Annotated in this window: 18 protein-coding genes; 7 read left to right on the top strand and 11 right to left on the bottom strand. The window is 67.7% G+C overall.

Going from position 1 to position 17209, the window contains the following annotated elements; translation table 11 throughout:
• Positions 1-2 precede the first annotated feature (2 nt).
• The 4 genes from EG885_RS01135 to EG885_RS01120 form a co-directional block, all read right to left on the bottom strand.
• Positions 3-878 carry an ABC transporter permease gene (locus EG885_RS01135; RefSeq protein ID WP_131572633.1) on the bottom strand — a complete coding sequence of 292 codons (876 nt, stop codon included), beginning with the start codon at positions 876-878 and terminating at the stop codon, positions 3-5.
• Entirely contained in the window at positions 878-1819 is a 942-nt protein-coding gene (locus tag EG885_RS01130; protein WP_131572632.1) for an ABC transporter permease, read from the bottom strand. The genes EG885_RS01135 and EG885_RS01130 overlap by 1 nt, the downstream gene beginning before the upstream one ends.
• A gap of 76 nt (positions 1820-1895) precedes the next feature.
• Complete coding sequence (locus tag EG885_RS01125) at positions 1896-3476, bottom strand: ABC transporter substrate-binding protein (RefSeq protein WP_131572631.1); 1581 nt, start codon at positions 3474-3476, stop codon at positions 1896-1898.
• A 44-nt stretch (positions 3477-3520) separates the two neighbouring features.
• Complete coding sequence (locus EG885_RS01120) at positions 3521-5053, bottom strand: M81 family metallopeptidase (RefSeq protein ID WP_242679452.1); 1533 nt, start codon at positions 5051-5053, stop codon at positions 3521-3523.
• A 97-nt stretch (positions 5054-5150) separates the two neighbouring features.
• Between EG885_RS01120 and EG885_RS01115 the strand changes: the two genes are divergently transcribed.
• From EG885_RS01115 to EG885_RS01100, 4 genes are all read left to right on the top strand, one after another.
• Complete coding sequence (locus EG885_RS01115) at positions 5151-5924, top strand: IclR family transcriptional regulator (protein ID WP_242679451.1); 774 nt, start codon at positions 5151-5153, stop codon at positions 5922-5924.
• Positions 5925-6105: 181 nt separating this feature from the next.
• Positions 6106-6594, top strand: a complete 489-nt coding sequence (locus EG885_RS01110) for a TRAP transporter small permease (RefSeq protein WP_131572629.1) — start codon at positions 6106-6108, stop codon at positions 6592-6594.
• Between the two features lies 1 nt (position 6595).
• Complete coding sequence (locus EG885_RS01105; protein WP_131572628.1) at positions 6596-7876, top strand: TRAP transporter large permease subunit; 1281 nt, start codon at positions 6596-6598, stop codon at positions 7874-7876.
• 25 nt (positions 7877-7901) lie between these two features.
• Complete coding sequence (locus EG885_RS01100) at positions 7902-8873, top strand: DctP family TRAP transporter solute-binding subunit (RefSeq protein WP_131572627.1); 972 nt, start codon at positions 7902-7904, stop codon at positions 8871-8873.
• A 36-nt stretch (positions 8874-8909) separates the two neighbouring features.
• Here EG885_RS01100 and EG885_RS01095 read toward each other — a convergent pair whose 3' ends face one another.
• From EG885_RS01095 to EG885_RS01075, 5 genes are all read right to left on the bottom strand, one after another.
• A complete protein-coding gene (locus EG885_RS01095) occupies positions 8910-9905 on the bottom strand; it encodes a LacI family DNA-binding transcriptional regulator (RefSeq protein WP_131572626.1) in 996 nt (331 codons plus the stop codon).
• A 92-nt stretch (positions 9906-9997) separates the two neighbouring features.
• Positions 9998-10336: a hypothetical protein gene (locus tag EG885_RS01090; RefSeq protein WP_131572625.1), complete on the bottom strand. Its 339-nt coding sequence runs from the start codon at positions 10334-10336 to the stop codon at positions 9998-10000.
• Entirely contained in the window at positions 10333-11286 is a 954-nt protein-coding gene (locus EG885_RS01085) for an NAD(P)-dependent oxidoreductase (RefSeq protein WP_131572624.1), read from the bottom strand. The genes EG885_RS01090 and EG885_RS01085 overlap by 4 nt, the downstream gene beginning before the upstream one ends.
• Positions 11283-11777, bottom strand: a complete 495-nt coding sequence (locus EG885_RS01080) for a gluconokinase (protein ID WP_131572623.1) — start codon at positions 11775-11777, stop codon at positions 11283-11285. Before EG885_RS01080 ends, EG885_RS01085 begins: the two co-directional genes overlap by 4 nt.
• A complete protein-coding gene (locus EG885_RS01075; protein WP_165570995.1) occupies positions 11777-12532 on the bottom strand; it encodes an SDR family oxidoreductase in 756 nt (251 codons plus the stop codon). The genes EG885_RS01080 and EG885_RS01075 overlap by 1 nt, the downstream gene beginning before the upstream one ends.
• Before the next feature lie 111 nt (positions 12533-12643).
• Between EG885_RS01075 and EG885_RS01070 the strand changes: the two genes are divergently transcribed.
• Complete coding sequence (locus EG885_RS01070) at positions 12644-13618, top strand: 2-hydroxyacid dehydrogenase (protein WP_131572621.1); 975 nt, start codon at positions 12644-12646, stop codon at positions 13616-13618.
• The gene (locus EG885_RS01065; RefSeq protein ID WP_131572620.1) at positions 13618-14646 is read left to right on the top strand and encodes an L-idonate 5-dehydrogenase; all 1029 of its coding nucleotides are present in this window, start codon (positions 13618-13620) and stop codon (positions 14644-14646) included. The genes EG885_RS01070 and EG885_RS01065 overlap by 1 nt, the downstream gene beginning before the upstream one ends.
• A 72-nt stretch (positions 14647-14718) precedes the next feature.
• Here EG885_RS01065 and EG885_RS01060 read toward each other — a convergent pair whose 3' ends face one another.
• Both EG885_RS01060 and EG885_RS01055 read right to left on the bottom strand, forming a co-directional pair.
• Positions 14719-15318 carry a ferric reductase-like transmembrane domain-containing protein gene (locus EG885_RS01060; protein ID WP_379107250.1) on the bottom strand — a complete coding sequence of 200 codons (600 nt, stop codon included), beginning with the start codon at positions 15316-15318 and terminating at the stop codon, positions 14719-14721.
• Positions 15319-15324: 6 nt separating this feature from the next.
• The gene (locus tag EG885_RS01055) at positions 15325-15813 is read right to left on the bottom strand and encodes a peptidase associated/transthyretin-like domain-containing protein (protein ID WP_131572619.1); all 489 of its coding nucleotides are present in this window, start codon (positions 15811-15813) and stop codon (positions 15325-15327) included.
• A gap of 312 nt (positions 15814-16125) precedes the next feature.
• On the opposite strand from EG885_RS01055, the gene EG885_RS01050 reads away from it, so the two are divergent.
• Entirely contained in the window at positions 16126-17169 is a 1044-nt protein-coding gene (locus tag EG885_RS01050) for an NAD(P)-dependent alcohol dehydrogenase (protein WP_131572618.1), read from the top strand.
• Positions 17170-17209 lie beyond the last annotated feature (40 nt).

The following is a 17209-nucleotide window of genomic DNA, read 5'->3' as shown; positions in this document are numbered from 1 at the left end:
TCTCAGCCCGCCCTTTTCTTCAGCCGGGGGTCCAGCATGTCGCGCGCGGCATCGCCCAGCAGGTTGATCGACAGGATGCACAGCGACAGCGCGATCCCGGGATACAGGATCAGTTCCGGCTTGATGCGAAAGAACAGCCGCCCCTCGGCCATGATATTGCCCCAGGTCGGGGTTTCGGTGCTGACGCCCGCACCGAGGAAAGACAGGATCGCCTCGGTCAGGATGGCCGAGGCCAGGATATAGGTGCCCTGCACGATCAGCGGCGCGGTGGTGTTGGGGACCAGATGCCGGATCAGGATCTTGTGCATGGGGGTGCCCAGGGCGATCGCCGCCTCGACATAGGGTTCTTCGCGCGCGGACAGGATCACGGCGCGGACCAGACGGACGACGCGGGGGATTTCCGGGATGGTGATCGCGGCGATGACCGACCCGACCGAGGGCCCGTTCAGCGCCACCAGCGCGATGGCCAGCAGGATAGAAGGGATCGCCATCAGCGCATCCATCATCCGCATGATGATCGCATCCGCCGTGCGGAAGAACCCCGCGATCATCCCGATCACCAGCCCCAGCAGGACCGAAACGGCGGCGGTGGCGATGCCGATGATCAGCGACAATTGCCCGCCGATCAGCACCCGGCTGAAGATGTCGCGCCCGTAATTGTCGGTGCCAAGCGGGTGGCCTTCGATCGGGCCCTGCAGGCGCACCATCGGGTTCATGGTCAGCGGATCATGCGGCGCGATCCAGCCCGCCAGCAGGGTCATGACGACGATGACCGCCAGCACCAGCGCCGCGATCTTGCTGCCAAGCCCGAATTGCGGCAGGCGCAGCGCGCGCAGCACCGGCTGCATGGCCGAGGTCGGTTGGGGGATCTGTGCCATCAGTACCGGATCCTTGGGTCAAAAAAGCTGTAGCTGAGGTCGATCAGCAGGTTCACCAGCACATAAAGAAAGCTGGTCAGCAGGATCATCGCCTGAATGACCGGATAATCGCGTGCCAGAATGGCATCGACGGTCAGCCGCCCGATGCCCGGAATGTTGAAGACGGTTTCCGTCACCACCACGCCGCCGATCAGCAGCGCAAAGCCCGACCCGATGACCGTCAGGATCGGCACGGCGGCGTTTTTCAACGCGTGGCGGAACAGGACGGTGCGTTCGGGGGCGCCCTTGGCCCGGGCGGTGCGGATGTAATCCTCGCCCAAGACCTCCAGCATATTGGCGCGGGTCATGCGGGCGATCAGCGCGATATAGATCGTGCTGAGCGTCAGCGCGGGCAGGAAGGCGTTGGACAGAAACGCCCCGATCCCCGCGCCGATCGGCTGGTATCCCTGCACCGGGAACCAGCCCAGCTTCAGCGAAAAGATCAGGATGAACAGATATCCGATGACGAAGACCGGCACAGAAAAGCCCAGCACGGAAAAGGTCATCACCGCGTAATCGGCGGCGCTGCGATGTTTCCACGCGGCCAGCACGCCCATCGGCACGGCCATCGCGACCGACATCAGGATGGTCAGGATCGCGATGGAAAAGGTCGGCCCCACCCGGTCCGCGACCATCGTGGACACCGGCGTATTCGAGATCAGCGAGACGCCCAGATCGCCGCGCAGCAACTGCCCGACCCAGGTGATGAACTGGATATGCAGCGGCTGGTTCAGGCCCATCGCCTCGCGGATGCGTTCCAGCGTGGCGGGGGTGGCCATGTCGCCCGCGATGATCGCCGCCGGATCGCCCGGCGTCAGGCGCAGCAGCAGAAAGACGAAGACGGCAACCAGCAGCATCACCGGAATGACGGCCAGAATGCGTCGCAGGATATAGCCCAGCATCGCGATCTCCCGGATCGGAGGGTTAGCTGAGGGGGCGGCACGGGGCGAGCCGCCCCCCCGAACAGTCAGGGGGTCTTCACTCGGCCTTCTGCATGTTCCAGAAGACCGGCACCGGCGACTGGATCATGTCGGTGATCGTGGTGCGGCGCGCCTGCGGCAGGGTGTATTGGCCAAGCGGAATCAGCAGGCCATTGTCCAGCGCATGGGTCTGGATCCGTTCGGCGACCTCGACCTGCGCATCGGCGTCGGGGGCGTCGATGAACTCTTCCTTCAGCGCCTCGACCGCCGCGTCGTCGGGCCAGCCGAACCACGAATCGCTGCCGCGTCCGCCCAGCATCGGGTTCGAGATGGGGTTCGAAATCTCGGGGACCATCCAGTTGGTGATGAACAGGTTCCAGCCGCCATCCGCGGGGGCCGCCTGACTGGCGCGGCGGGTGACCAGCGTCTGCCAGTCCATCGGCTGCATATCCACCTCGAACCCGGCCTCGCGCAGCATTTGCGAGACGACGACGGGCTGGGTCGCCAGCGCCACCAGATCGGTCGGCGCCATCAGCAGGACGGGGGTGCCGTCATATCCGGCCTCGTCCAGCTGGGCGCGCGCGGCCTCGCCCCCGCCGCCTGCGGTCAGGGTTTCGGCCCCCGCCTCGCTGGCCAGGGGGGTGCCACAGCCCAGAACGGCGCCGCAGACCTGATAATAGTCGGGATTGCCGACCATCGCCGCCAGAACCGGTTCCTGCGAGACCGCCTTGATCGCCGCCTGACGCAGCGCCGGATTGTCGAAGGGAGGATGCAGGAAATTCATCCGCGCCATGGTCTGCATGCCGGTCGGCTCGCGGGTTTCCACGACCAGATTCGGATCGCCCTCCAGCAGCGGGATCAGATCGACTTGCATCGCCTCGATATAGTCGATCTCGCCGCCCGACAGGGCGTTCACGGCGGTCTGGATGTCGGGCATGTTGACCCATTCGACACGGTCCACATTCACGACCTTGCCGCCCGCCATCCAGTCGGCGGGTTCGTCGCGCGGAACATATTCGTCGAATTTCTCATAGACGACCATCAGGCCGGGTTGAAACTCGGCCTCGACAAAGCGGAAGGGGCCGGAGCCGGTGTAATCCGTGATCGCCTCATCGGCCGAGGTTTCGGCGACCCGCGCGGGCATGATGAAGGGCGGCAGCGCGGATTGCTTGGACAGCACGTCCAGCATCGGCACGAACGGCTCGGTCAGGGTCCAGGTGATGGTGCTATCATCGGTCGCCTCAAGGCTGGCGGTGCGGTCCATGATGACCTGTCCACCCGCGTCCTTCTGGCCCCATCGCTGCAGCGATGCCACCGCATCCGCCGCCGTCACCGGCGCGCCGTCGTGAAAGACCAGCCCCTCGCGCAGGGTAAAGGTATAGGTCAGCATGTCGTCGGAAATGGTCCAGTCGGCCATCTGCGGCTGCGGCTGGAATTCCGCATCCTGCGCGATCAGCACGTCATAGATCATATAGGCATGGTTGCGGGTGATATGGGCGGTGGTGATGACCGGGTCCAGCACGCGCAGGCCGGAATGCATCACCGCCTTGACGGTGGTGTCGGCCCATGCGGCCCCCGCCAGCATCGTCGATGCCAACAGGGTGGCGGTGGTCAGTCTGGGGGAAAGACGGTTGAACATGATGTCCTCTCTGTTGAACGGGGTCGCGGGGGCTGATCTTGGCGTCAGCCTTGCGCGGGTGGGTTGAAGGCGGGGCCGCCCGGTTCCAGCCTGATGCCGGGACGCAGATGGCGAAAGGGCAGGCTGGCCGGACTGAGCGGCATGGGGCCGGGCGCGGTGCAGGTCAGGATGGTTTCGGCGATGGGCGCGAAATCGGCGCGGAAATGGTTCGAGCTTTTGACGACCAGCATCGCCTGATCCTCGGGGACGATGCCCAGAAAGGCGAACATCTGCCGGTCGGCCATCTGCGCCTTTTCCGACGCCACCGCGATGCGCACCCCGCCGATGCGCAGGCAGGCGCAGGGCCCAAGCCGCAGATGCGCGCCGCCGTAATAAGGGCCGGTGGCGTGGCAGGCGCCATCCGACAGCGCCTCGACGACAAAGGCCGCGGTCAGGGGGCCATCGCCCGGAATGTTCGACCTGCCGCCAAGCGACAGCGTGATCGTGGCGCCGATGCCCGCCTGATGAGCGGCGACTGCGGCGGCGGGGTCGGTGATCAGCCCGATGGCCGCACCTTGGGCATCGGCATCGATCAGCGCGCGCAGCATGCCCGTCGTGTCGGAATTGCCGCCCGCGCCGGGATTATCCTGCGTATCGACCAGCACCACCGGCCGCCGGGCGGTGGCGGCGATGCGCTGCGCCTCGGCCACGCCCTCGGCGGGATCATGGGACCGGCCCCGGAACGCGCTTTCCGCATCGCGCAGCGCCTGTGCGATGCGGTCTGCCACGGCATCGGCCTGATCCTGCGTCCCGGCATAGGCGATGACCGAGGGACGGCAATCGGCGAAATCCGCCGCCGGAAAGCCCATGAAGATCGACGCGCTGACCCCCGCCCGATCCGCGTCGTCCAACAGGTCATAGATCGCGGCGGCGGGTTGCAGATCGGTCGATTGCCAGGCGATGGGGATCAGGAAATCCAGCTGCCGAAAGGCCTTGGCATTGGCCGCCTTGCCCAGCAGCCGGTCCAGTTCGCGCGCCGCACGCCGCCCGGTTTCGGCCATGTCCACATGCGGATAGGTCCGAAACCCCACCATCCGGTCGGCCTTGTCGACCATCTGCGGGCTGAGATTGCCGTGCAGATCCAGCGCCGCCACGACCGGCACATCGGGTCCGACCACGGCGCGCACCCGCGCCAGCAGCGCGCCCTCGCCATCCGGGGCGCCTGTGGCGACCATCGCGCCGTGCAGGTCCAGAAACACCCCATCCAGCGGCAGGGCGTCGCGCAGGCCCGCGATGATCTCGTCGCTGATCGCCTGATAACAATCCGCCGTGACCGGGGCCGAGGGCACCGCCCCCGCCCAGATCAGCGGTACCAGATCCCATCCGCAGTCCCCGGCCACCGCGATCGCGCCCGCCACCGGCAGGTTCACATCGCGCGCGCCGGTCAGAATCGCCTGTCCCCGGCACAGGGGCAGATAGCCGCCGCCCTGTTCGAACGCCGCCATGTCGGCCGGGCTGGGGGCAAAAGAATTGCTTTCATGCACGATTCCCGCAAGAGCGATGCGGGGGGCCTTGGCTTTGGTTAAGCTTGTCAGCAATGTATTGCCATCCGATACAGTTGCATTGTAAAATGAGTGTATTGGTGCCGATTTCAAGATGTCAACGCCGGAGACCGCGATGCCGCAGGAAAGTCCGATGCCCGACCCCGCGCCGCCGAACGATGCCCTGTTCGTCCAGTCCCTTGCCCGCGGAATAAGCGTTCTGGAAGCCTTCCGAGAGGCCGAGGGCGCGCTGAGTCTGGCGCAGATCGCCGCCCGCGCCGGGCTGACCCGCAGCGCCGCGCAGCGCCTTGTCCACACCCTGCGCAAGCTGGGCTATGTGACCCCGGCCGAGGATGGGCGCGGCTTCCGGCTGGACCTGCCGATTCTGGATCTGACCCATGATTATCTGCGCCTGAACCCCTTGGTCCGGCGCGCCAGCCCCATCCTGCTGGAGCTGCGCCGCAACGTGCGCGAACGCGTGGACCTGTCGCTGTTCGACGGTCAGCGCATGGTCTATGCCGCCCGGATGCAAAGCAAACGAGAGACGTTCTTTGCCACTCTGGTCGGCAACAGCGTGCCCACGACCTGCACATCGGGGGGCTGGGCAGTGATGGCGATGCTGCCCCCGCCCGAGGTTGACGCGATTCTGGCCGCCGCCGACCTGCGCCCGCTGACCCCCCGGACCCTGACCGACCCCCAGGCCATCCGCGACCAGATCGCTTTGGCGCGCCAGAACGGCCATTCGCTGGCGCTGGAACAGATCCTGATGGGCGAGATCGCGCTTGGCGTGGCCATTCCCGACAGCGCCGGTCGCCCGGTCGCGGCGATCCACATCGCCGCATCCCTGTCCGAATGGAACCCCGAGGATTTCCGCCGCCGCATGGCCCCTCTGGCCGCCGAGGCGGTGCGCAGCATCGTCTCGGGCTGAGCCTGACCGGGGCCTGACGGCGACCCGACCGCAACCCGACCGGGGCACCCTGCCCCGATGCTTCCCATCTGCCCCCTCCCCGACCGCGCCTCTCGGACAGCGCGCATGGACCCTTGACAGACCCAATGGTAACGATATCATTGCTGCCAGGAACGGATGCTTTCGAGGGGGGAGGATCTTCATGCGGGCTGCCATCGAGGCGCTGTGGCGCGCCATCGACATCATCATGGCCGTGTTGCTGGCGGGGATGATCGCGCTGGTCTTTCTGAACGTCGTCATGCGCTATGGCTTTTCCAGCGGGCTGCGCGTCACGATCGAGCTGTCGCGCCTGTGGTTTGTCTGGGTCGTCATGCTGGGCGCCGCCGTGGTGCTGCGCCGGGGTGAACATCTGCAACTGTCCGAATTTTCCGAGGCGCTGATGCCGCGCTTTGTCCCCATCCTGCGGCGGATCTGCTGGGCCATCGTGCTGGTCGCGGTGATCATGCTGTTCGTGGGGGCATGGCGGCAGACGCTGGCCAACTGGAACAATATCTCGCAGCTGACCGGCCTGCCCTCGGGGCTGTTGTATCTGTCGGGCGTCGTCTCGGCGGCGCTGATGGCGGCGGTGGCGCTGGTGCGGATCTTCGGTCCCGACCGTGGTCCCGCCGGCACCCGCCCACCGGAGCATTGACATGACCCTGATCATTTTTCTGGGCGTGCTGTTCATCGGCATTCTGGCGGGCCTGCCAGTGGCGTTTTCGCTGCTGCTGTCGTCGATGGCGCTGATGCTGCACATGAACCTGTTCAGCGCCGATATTCTGGCGCAATCGCTGATCAATGGGGTGGACAGCTTTCCGCTGCTGGCGGTGCCGTTCTTTCTGGTCGCGGGCGAGGTCATGTCGCGGGGCGGGCTGTCCACCCGCATCGTCGCGCTGGCCATGGCGCTGGTCGGGCACCGGCGCGGGGGTCTGGGCTATGTCGCGATCCTGACCGCCATCGTGCTGGCGGGCCTGTCGGGATCGGCGGTGGCCGATGCGGCGGCGCTGGTGTCGATCCTGTATCCGATGATGCGCAAGGCGGGCTATCCCGAGGGGCGCAGTCTGGGCCTTCTGGCCTCGGGCGGGATCATCGCACCGATCATCCCGCCCTCGCTGCCGCTGATCCTGGTGGGGGTGGCGGGCAATATCTCGATCGCCAAGCTGTTTCTGGCGGGGATCGCGCCGGGGCTGATGATGGCCGCCGTGCTGGTCACCATCTGGACCCTGATCATGCGCGGCGAGGAAATCGAGACGCTGCCCAAGGCCAGCCCCGCCCAACGCTGGAAGGCTTTGCGCGAAGGGATCTGGGCGCTGCTGCTGCCGGTCATCATCATCGGCGGCATCCGCTCCGGCGCCTTCACGCCCACCGAGGCCGCCGTGGTTGCCGCCGTCTATGCCATCGTCATCTCGACCGTGGTCTATCGCGAGATGACGCTGCGGGGCTTTGTCGAGGTGCTGATCCATGCCGGGCGGTCCACCGCGATGGTCATGTTCCTTGTCGGCTGCGCCATGGTCGCCGCATGGCTGATCACGGTGGCGCAACTGCCCCAGCAGCTGGCCGCCCTGCTGCAGCCGCTGATCGACAGCCCGCGCCTGCTGATGCTGGTCATCATGGTGCTGGTCCTGTGCGTGGGCATGGTGATGGACCTGTCGCCGACCGTCCTGATCCTTGTGCCGCTGCTGATGCCCGTCGTGCGCATGGCGGGCATCGACGAGGTCTATTTCGGGCTGATGTTCATCCTGAACTGTTCCATCGGCCTGATCACGCCGCCGGTGGGCACGGTCCTGAACGTCGTCTGCGGCGTGGGCCGCGTCCCCATGAGCCAGGCCGTGCGCGGCGTCGGGCCCTTTGTTCTGGGCTATGTCGTCCTGCTGGGCCTGTTCATCCTGTTTCCGCAACTGATCACCGTGCCCGCCCGCTTCATGGGCGGCTGACCTGATATCCTTGAGGGAGGAACTGATGACCACTTTGCTTCGCACCACCTGTCTGGCGGCAACCCTGTCGCTGGCAGCCATCGCGGCTCAGGCCCAGACCACGTTGCGTCTGGCCCATGCCGCCCCCGAAACCGATCTGCAACAGACCCTTGCGACCTTTTTCAAGGACCAGCTCGAGGACCGCAGCGGCGGAGAGATCACCGTCACGATCTTTCCCCAAGGGCAGTTGGGCAATGACACCGCGATGGTCGACGGCACCCGGTCGGGCATCATCGATGTGGTGATGACCGGCCTGAACAACCTGACCGGCCTTGTCCCCGATGCCGGCGCGTTCGAGCTGCCCTTCATCTTTCCCACCCGCGCCGATGCCTATGCCGTGCTCGACGGCGAGGTCGGCCAGCAGATCGGCACCCAGTTCGAAGGCCATGGGCTGAAGATGCTGGGCTATCCGGAAAACGGCTATCGCAACATGACCAACAATCGCGGTCCCATCGTCGAACCCGCCGATGTCGCGGGGCTGCAGATGCGGGTCAACAACTCGAAAGCCTTGTCCGACATGTTCCAGCTGCTGGGCGCCACGCCCCAGCAGATCCCGGTGGCCGAGCTGTATACCGCGCTGGAAACCGGCGTGGTCGACGCGCAGGATCACCCGGTGGGCATCGTGCAATCCTTTAAGTTCGAAGAGGTTCAGGATTACCTGTCGCTGACCCAGCATGCCTATTCGCCGCTGGCGTTGGCCATGAACCTGAACAAATTCGACGGATTGCCCGAGGATCAGCAAGCCCTGATCGCCGAGGTCGCATCCGAGGCCGTCGCCATGCAGCGCGATCTGGCGCAGGACCGCGAAGAAGAGATGCTGGCCGATCTGGAATCAAAGGGCATGCAGATCAACCGCGACGTGAATGCCGCTGCCTTCCAAGAGGCCGTGCGCCCGGTCTGGGACAGCTTCATCGCCGAAAATGGCGATGCGGTCGTGACCGCGATCACCGCCGAATAAGCCCGGCGACCGGGGCGGCTGTCCGCCCCGGTCCCTTCAGGCCCCGTCGCTGCTGGTTCTGACCCGCAATTCGGGTGTGATCCGCATCGTGGTTGCGGCGGTCAATTTCCCGTCCAGCGCCTGCAGGATCAGGGCTGCGGCCTCTTGCCCGATGCGGTGGGGAAAGGGGTTGATCGTGGTCAGGGGGGGTACGCAGATCGCGGCGATCTCGTAATCGCCAAAGCCTGCCACCGCGACGCGGTCGGGAACGGCGATGCCCTGCCTCTGGCATTCGGTAAGCGCGCCAAAGGCCGACAGGTCGGACACGCAGACCACCGCATCGGTATCGGGCAGGCGCGCCAGCAGATCGGCCATCGCCGCCGCGCCTTCGGCCATCGAGATCGGCGGCGGGCCGGCATCGATCAGCCGCGTCGCATCCAGCCCATGGCGATCCATCGCGGCGACAAACCCCCGCCTGCGGTCGGTGCCGCGGGTGTCGCGGGCCGCGTCGCCGCCGATGAAGGCGATGCGACGCCGACCCTCGGCCACCAGATGATCGACCACTGCGCCCATCGCGGCGGCATTGGAAAAGCCCACCACATGGCCGATGGGCCGGGCGGGCAGATCCCAGATCTCGACCACCGGAATGGCGGCCTTGTCCAGCAGGGCGCGGGCGCGGTCGGTATGGGTGCCGCCGGTGACGACCATCGCCTCGGGGCGGCGGCGCAGCAGCTGGGCGATCAGCGTTTCCTCGGCCAGTACGTCGTAATCGGTATAGCCCAACAGGATCTGCAGGCCCCGCGCGCGCAAGCCTTCGGACAGTCCGCGCAGCGTGTCGGCAAAGTTGGCGTTGTTGATCGAGGGGATCGTCACCGCCACGAAATCCGAGCGCTGCGACCGCAGGGCCGATGCGGTGCTGTCGAACACATAGCCCAGTTCCTCGGCGGCCTTCATCACCGCGGCCTGCGCCGCCTCGCTGACCGTGCCGTCGGCCTTGAAGGCGCGGCTTACGGTCATCGGCGACACCCCCGCCAGACGGGCGATGTCGATCATGGTGGGCGCGCGGCGGGGCAATGGCGGGGCTTTCTGACGGGCGGGGGCGTGATGGTAACGATCCCGCCACTAGAGCGGGATCGCGGGGCTTTTCAAGCGGTCAGATCATGGTCATGCGCGGTGGTCACATGGTGATGGATGCGGCCGTCAAAGTACTGCGCCAGCACGGCCTCGGTCGCGGCCTTGGCACGGGCGCGCACCGGGCTGGCCAAAGCCGCCTCGACCGCCGCCAGATCGGGATAGCTGATCGCCAGGATCATCGGGAATTCCGGCGCGCCCTCGTCACGGGCCTCGGCAAAATTCACCCGCACGGCCAGCGCGCCGGGAAAGGCGTTCCATTCGGGCAGCACCCGGTCCAGGATCGCCTGACGAAAGGCCTTTGTCTGGCCGTCATGGATGCGGCCCTCGAACAGGGCAAAGCGGGTGATCATCGGGTGGCCTCTCTGGCAAGCGGGTTGGGGAAGAATTCCATCAGCGCGGCCTGATCCTGATCGCCCAGGCCCTTGGCGGTCAGCAGGCGATGAACCTCGGCACAAAGCGCGGTCAGCGGCATGGGGGTGTGGGACAGCCGCGCCAGATCCTGTGCGCCGTTCAGATCCTTGACCATATTGTCGATCCGGCCCGTGGGGCGGTAATCGCGGGCGCTGAACCGGGGCATGTATTCCTGCAGGATGGCGCTGTCGGCGCGGCCCCCGGCCAGCGCTGCGGGGATGGCGGCGGCATCGACGCCCGCCGCCTCGGCCAGGGCGGTCGCCTCGGCCACGGCCAGAAAGTTCAGCCCGCACAGCACCTGATTGATCAGCTTGGTCGTCTGGCCCGCCCCCGCATCGCCCATCCGGGTCTGGTTCGCGGCGACCCGGGCCAGCACCTGCTGCGCCTCGGCCACGTCGCCCGGCGCCCCGCCCTGCATCAGGGTCAGCTGGCCGGTGGCGGCCTTGGGCGCCCCGCCCGACAGCGGGCTGTCCACCCATCGCAGCCCGCGCGCGCCGGCCTCGCGCGCCAGATCCTGCGTGGCGGTCGGATCGATCGAGGACATGTCGATGATCAGCGTGCCGGGTGCCGCGCCTTCGGCCACGCCGCCGGGGCCGAAGACCGCCGCATGCACGATCTGCGGCGCGTTCAGGGACAAGATGATGGCGGATGCGCCTGTTGCGGCCTCGGCGGCGCTGGCGGTCGCGGTGGCGCCAAGGGCGCTCAGCGGCGCCATCTGCGCGGGGTTGCGGTCGAAGACGCGCAGGATGGTGCCGGTCTGGGCCAGCCGGGCACCGATGGCACCGCCCATGGCGCCTGCCCCGATCAGGGCGACGGTGCGGGGCGCGGCATCCGTCGCGTCGGCTTTGGTCAGGGATTCGGCTTTGGTCAGAAATTCGGGCAGGGTCATGGGTGATCCTTGTGCAGGGCCTGGGCGGCGGCCTCGACCAGCGCCTCCAGCGGCAGGGTGATGTCCAGCGGCGTCGCCTCAAGCGCGGTGGGCGGTTCCAGCGTGGCGAGCTGACTGTCCAGCAGGGCGGTGGGCATGTAATGCCCCTGACGCAGGGCCATGCGGGCGGCGATAATGTCGCGCGGGCCGGTCAGATGCAGGAACTGCACCGCGCCCCCCGCCCCCGCCCGCAGCCGGTCGCGATAGACGCGGCGCAGGGCAGAGCATCCGATGATGACCGGCGGGCGGTCCGCCAGCATCGCGGCGACCCGGTCCAGCCACGGCCAGCGGTCGTCATCGGTCAGCGGAATGCCCGCCGCCATCCTGGCCACATTCGCCGCCGGATGCAGATCGTCGCCGTCCAGATAGGGAATGCCCAAACGCGCCGACAGCGCGTGCCCGACGCTGGTCTTGCCGGTCCCCGACACACCCATGATCACGACGCGCAGCATCACAGCGACGCCGTGATGCCGCCATCGACGTACAGCACATGCCCGTTGACAAAGCTGGCGGCGTCGGAGGCCAGAAACACGCAGGCCCCGACCAGTTCCCCGACCCGGCCCCACCGGCCTGCGGGGGTGCGCTTTTCCAGCCAGGCGGTGAACTCGGGATCGGCCACCAGCGCCGCATTCAGCGGCGTGTCGAAATAGCCCGGCGCGATGGCGTTGCAGGTCAGCCCGTGCCGCGCCCAGTCCGTGGCCATGCCCTTGGTCAGGTTGCCCACCGCCCCCTTGGTCGCCGTGTAGGGCGCGATCGAGGGCCGGGCCAGCGCCGTCTGGACGCTGGCGATATTGATGATGCGCCCCGCGCCGCGCCCGATCATGTGCCGCGCCACCGCCTGCCCCACATTGAAGACCGAGGCGACATTCGTCTGCAGCAATTGCTGGAACGCATCGGCCGGGAAATCCTCCAGAGGCGCGCGGTGTTGCATGCCGGCATTGTTCACAAGGATGTCGATGGGGCCGTGATCGGCCTCGAACCCGTCCACCGCCGCGCGCACCGCCGCATGGTCGGTCACGTCAAAGACCAGCACCTGCGCGCCGGGAATGCCTGCCTGCGCCTGCGCCAGCTTGGCCGCGTCGCGCCCGTTCAGCACCACCTGCGCGCCCGCATCCGCCAGACCCCGTGCCAAAGCCAGCCCGATCCCCTGCGAGGAACCGGTGATCAGCGCGCGGCGCCCGGTCAGATCGAAAATTGCGTGGCTCATGATGTCCTCCGATATCCCGCCCGGCCCTACAGTTGCCTCTCGACAGGGCGGGCGTCAACTGGTTATGGTATCGATACCAATCCCTGTCAAGCCACGCCGCCCGGAGACGCCATGACCCAGTCCCAGATCCTGCCCCAGATCTTGCCCCAGATCCTGCAGACCGGCCCCTATCCCGCATGGGATCAGGGTCCGCTGGACGCCCGGTTCACCATGCACCGCCTGTTTCAGGCCGATGATCGCGCCGCCTTCATGGCCCGGCACGGCCCCCATATCCGCGCCATCGCCACAAGAGGAGAGTTGGGCGCGGGTGCCGCGATGATCGCCGCCTGCCCGCAGCTGGAGATCATCAGCGTCTATGGCGTGGGCACCGATGCGGTCGATCTGGACGCGGCCCGCGCGCGCGGCATCCGGGTCACGAACACGCCCGATGTGCTGACCGGCGATGTCGCCGATCTGGCGGTCGCGATGATGCTGGCACAGGGACGCGGCGTGACCGGCGCCGACAGATGGGTGCGGGACGGATCATGGGCGGGCCGCGGAGCCTATCCGCTGCAGCGCCGGGTCTGGGGCAAGCGCGCGGGCATTCTGGGGCTGGGCCGGATCGGCACCGCCATCGCCCGGCGCCTGCAGGGGTTCGACATGCAGATCGCCTATGGCGCCCGCACGCCCCATGACGATGCCCCGCCCGACTGGCAGTTCGTGGCCGATCCGGTGGCGCTGGCCGCGCAATCGGATGTGCTGTTCGTCGCGCTGGCCGCATCCGCCGCCACCCGCCATATCGTCGACGCCGAGGTGATCGGGGCGCTTGGCCCCGACGGCATGCTGGTCAACATCTCTCGCGCTGCCAATGTTGACGAGGCCGCCCTGCTGGACGCGCTGGAACAGCGTCGCCTCGGCGGCGCCGCGCTGGACGTGTTCGAGGGCGAACCCGCCCTGAACCCCCGTTTCGCGGCGCTGGACAACGTGCTGCTGCAGCCGCATCACGGCTCGGCCACGCATGAGACGCGCCACGCCATGGGCCAGTTGCTGCGCGACAATCTGGAGGCGCATTTTGCCGGCCGCCCCCTGATTTCGGAGGTCTTGTGATGAAGGCGCTTGTGATCCACGCCGCCCATGATCTGCGCATCGAGGACCGTCCCGACCCCATTCCCGGCCCCGGCCAGCTGCTGCTGCGCCTGGCGATGGGTGGAATCTGCGGGTCCGATCTGCATTACGTCAATCACGGCGGCTTTGGTGCGATCCGCCTGCGCGAGCCGATGATTCTGGGGCACGAGGTTTCGGCCCATGTGCAGGCCTTGGGCGCGGATGTGACCGGGTTCACGCCGGGCCAGCTGGTCGCCGTGTCGCCCTCGCGGCCCTGCGGGGCTTGCGGGTTCTGCCATCAGGGGCTGCCAAACCATTGCCTGAACATGCGGTTTTACGGCTCGGCCATGCCCTTTCCGCATGTGCAGGGTGCCTTCCGGCAATTGCTGGTCGCGGATGTGGCGCAATGCGTGGATGCGACCGGGCTGACACCGGGACAGGCCGCCATGGCCGAGCCGCTGGCCGTCACCCTGCACGCCACCAGACGCGCGGGCGACATGCTGGGCGCACGTGTGCTGGTCACCGGCTGCGGGCCGATCGGGCTGTTGTCGATCCTGTCCGCGCGCCGCGCGGGGGCCGCGCAGATCGTCGCCGCCGATCTGTCGGATTACACGCTGGATCTGGCCCGGCAGGTCGGCGCCGACACGACCGTGAACCTGAAGGACGCCCCGGACGGGCTGGCGGGCTATGCGGCGGGCAAGGGCCATTTCGATGTGCTTTACGAATGCTCGGGCGCGCAGCCTGCGCTGGTTGCGGGGATCGCGGCGATGCGCCCGCGCGGCATCGTGCTGCAGCTGGGTCTAGGCGGCGACATGAGCCTGCCGATGATGATGCTGACCGCCAAGGAGCTGGACCTGCGCGGCAGCTTTCGGTTCCACACCGAATTCGCCACCGGCGTCGCGCTGATGCGGCAGGGGCTGATCGACGTGACCCCGCTGATCAGCCACACCCTGCCCCTGGAGCGCGCGTCCGAGGGGTTCGCGCTGGCCTCGGACCGCAGTCGGGCGATGAAGGTTCAGATCGCGTTCTGAACGGGTCAACCCGGACCATCATCCGCGAACGGCGCCCCCTGCCGGGGTGTCGGTCGCGGGCCGAGGCGGGCGTCAGCGCCGCCGCAAGGGTGCGGCGATCACCCATAACGTTGCCGCAAGCACCAGCAGGCACAGCACCGTTTTCGAGATGACCCCCATCGTTCCCTGGATCAGCAGCGCATGCAGCACGGTCCCGCCCACGATCACCGCCGCCGCCGCGACATGCGCCCGCCGCCATGTCCGGGGACGCAGGCGCAGCCGCCGCTGCCCGACCGCCAGCAGGCCCGAGGCAAAGACCGCCCACATGGCGATGACGCCCCAGACCGAAAACGGCGTCGGCGACCGGAACAGCAGCGCATCGACCACATCGGGCGGGCTGGTGACCCATAGGGCCGCGACATGCAGCACGACCGCCCCGACCAGCGCCGTCCCGATCCAGCGATGCACCCGCGCGGCAGCCATGGCCGACAGGCCCGGCAGCAGCCTTGCGGCCAGCAGCGGTTGCAGCAGCAACAACGCCAGCCCGATGACACCGGCAAGACCGGCCAGGATATAGACCGGATCGCGCCATGCCAGCAGCGGGCTGGTGGCGGCAATGACCACCGGCACCGCGATGGCCAGCCCGACCGCACCCCAGATCAGAACGATGCGACCGGTGCCGTGCAACGCCACGCGGCCTCAGGCCGGCTGCAGGACGAAATCGGCGCTGAGGCTGGTATCGCTGGCCGATGCCATCACCGGACGCAGGAACACGGTCTGGAAGTCGCCGCTGTCATAGGCCAGATGCCCGTGGGCCTGCCCAAAGGCCGGGATGATCTGCGGCATCTCTAGCCGAAAGACCCCGTCCGCATCGGTCAGCGTGGCACCGTGACTTTGGGGGTCACGCTCTTGCCCCTCGGTTGTGTGGGCCCAGATCTGGATGCGCTGGCCTGCCAGCGGCGCGCCGTCGCCCGCGCGGCGCACCGTGCCGGTCATCCAGAACCCGCCGCCGCCGATCCGGTTCACCACGGGCGCGCCGGGGCGGTAATTGTTCGCCCCGCCGCGCATCGTCGGCGTCGGCGCAAGGCCCTGTGCGCGGGCGGGCACGATCAGGCCGGACAGGCCCGTGGCCGCGACGGCCCCCGCCGCGCAAAGAAGGGTCCGGCGGGTGGTCAGACGGTCGCTCATCTTGCGGTCTCCCTGCGGGTCCGGTCGGGGCGACCGGGCGTGCTGTCGGGAAATCATACCGCCTTTGCGCCCAAATCCGAGGCGCCCGTGATCAACAGTGCCGCCCCGCCCGCTCAACACTGCGTGAGACCGGGCGCCCTGCCCGTCCCGAAGGCCCCCGATCCGCCCCTGACGCCGGTCGATCCCGGACCCCTCCTGCGATCCTCGGTTTGGTCCGCCCTGCACTATTTTACGGGCACCGGGGCGGGAAAGGATTTACACCGGGCGGTGCGGCGGGTTGGACTGCACGCGCCGCGATCCGAGGGAGAGGACATGCAACAATCACTGGTGCTGGAAGAAAAGGGCCGCTTGGCCCTGCGCGAGATCGCGCTGGATCAGACGATGACGCCCACCGATGTGCGCATCGCGGTCCATACCGTGGGCATTTGCGGATCGGACGTGCATTATTACACCCATGGCAAGATCGGCCCCTTCGTCGTCGATCAACCCATGGTGCTGGGCCACGAGGCGTCTGGCACGATCGTCGAGGTCGGCGATCAGGTCACCCATCTGAAGGTCGGCGACCGCGTCTGCATGGAGCCGGGGATCCCCGATCCGACATCGCGTGCGGCGAAACTGGGGATCTACAACGTCGATCCTGCGGTGCGGTTCTGGGCGACGCCGCCCATCCATGGCTGCCTGACGCCCCGGGTCGTGCATCCGGCGGCCTATACCTATGTGCTGCCCGATGCGGTGTCCTTTGCACAAGGCGCGATGGTCGAACCCTTTGCCATCGGCATGCAGGCCGCCGCCCGCGCGCGCATCACGCCGGGCGATATCGGGCTGGTCACCGGCGCCGGTCCCATCGGCATGATGACCGCGCTGGCCGCCTTGGCCGGGGGCTGCGCCAAGGTCTATGTCGCCGATCTGGCCCAGCCCAAGCTGGACATCATCGGCGCCTATCCGGGGATCGAGACGATCAACATCCGCCAGACCCCGGCTGCCGAGGCGATTGCCCGGGCCACCGGCGGATGGGGGGCCGATGTGGTCTTTGAATGTTCGGGCGCAGCGCCCGCGATCCTGGGCCTGCCCGGATTGGCGCGGCCCGGCGGGACGGTGGTGCTGGTCGGCATGCCGGTCGATCCGGTTCCGGTCGATATCGTCGGCCTGCAGGCCAGGGAACTGCGGATCGAGACGGTGTTCCGTTATGCCAATGTCTATGACCGGGCGATCTCGCTGATTGCGGCGGGCAAGGTCGATCTGAACCCGCTGATCTCGGCGACGCTGCCCTTTGCCGACAGCATCGAGGCCTTCGACCGCGCCGTCGAGGCCCGCGACACCGACGTCAAGATCCAGATCCGGATGCCGGGCGTCTGACGGACAGGGACGGGGACCAAATGCCTCGGGGGCCGGACGC

The organism is Paracoccus nototheniae (assembly GCF_004335005.1).
GTDB classification, from domain to species: Bacteria; Pseudomonadota; Alphaproteobacteria; order Rhodobacterales; family Rhodobacteraceae; genus Paracoccus; species Paracoccus nototheniae.
Note: the sequence above shows the minus strand (reverse complement) of the source record. Positions and strands in the feature narration are given on the sequence as shown.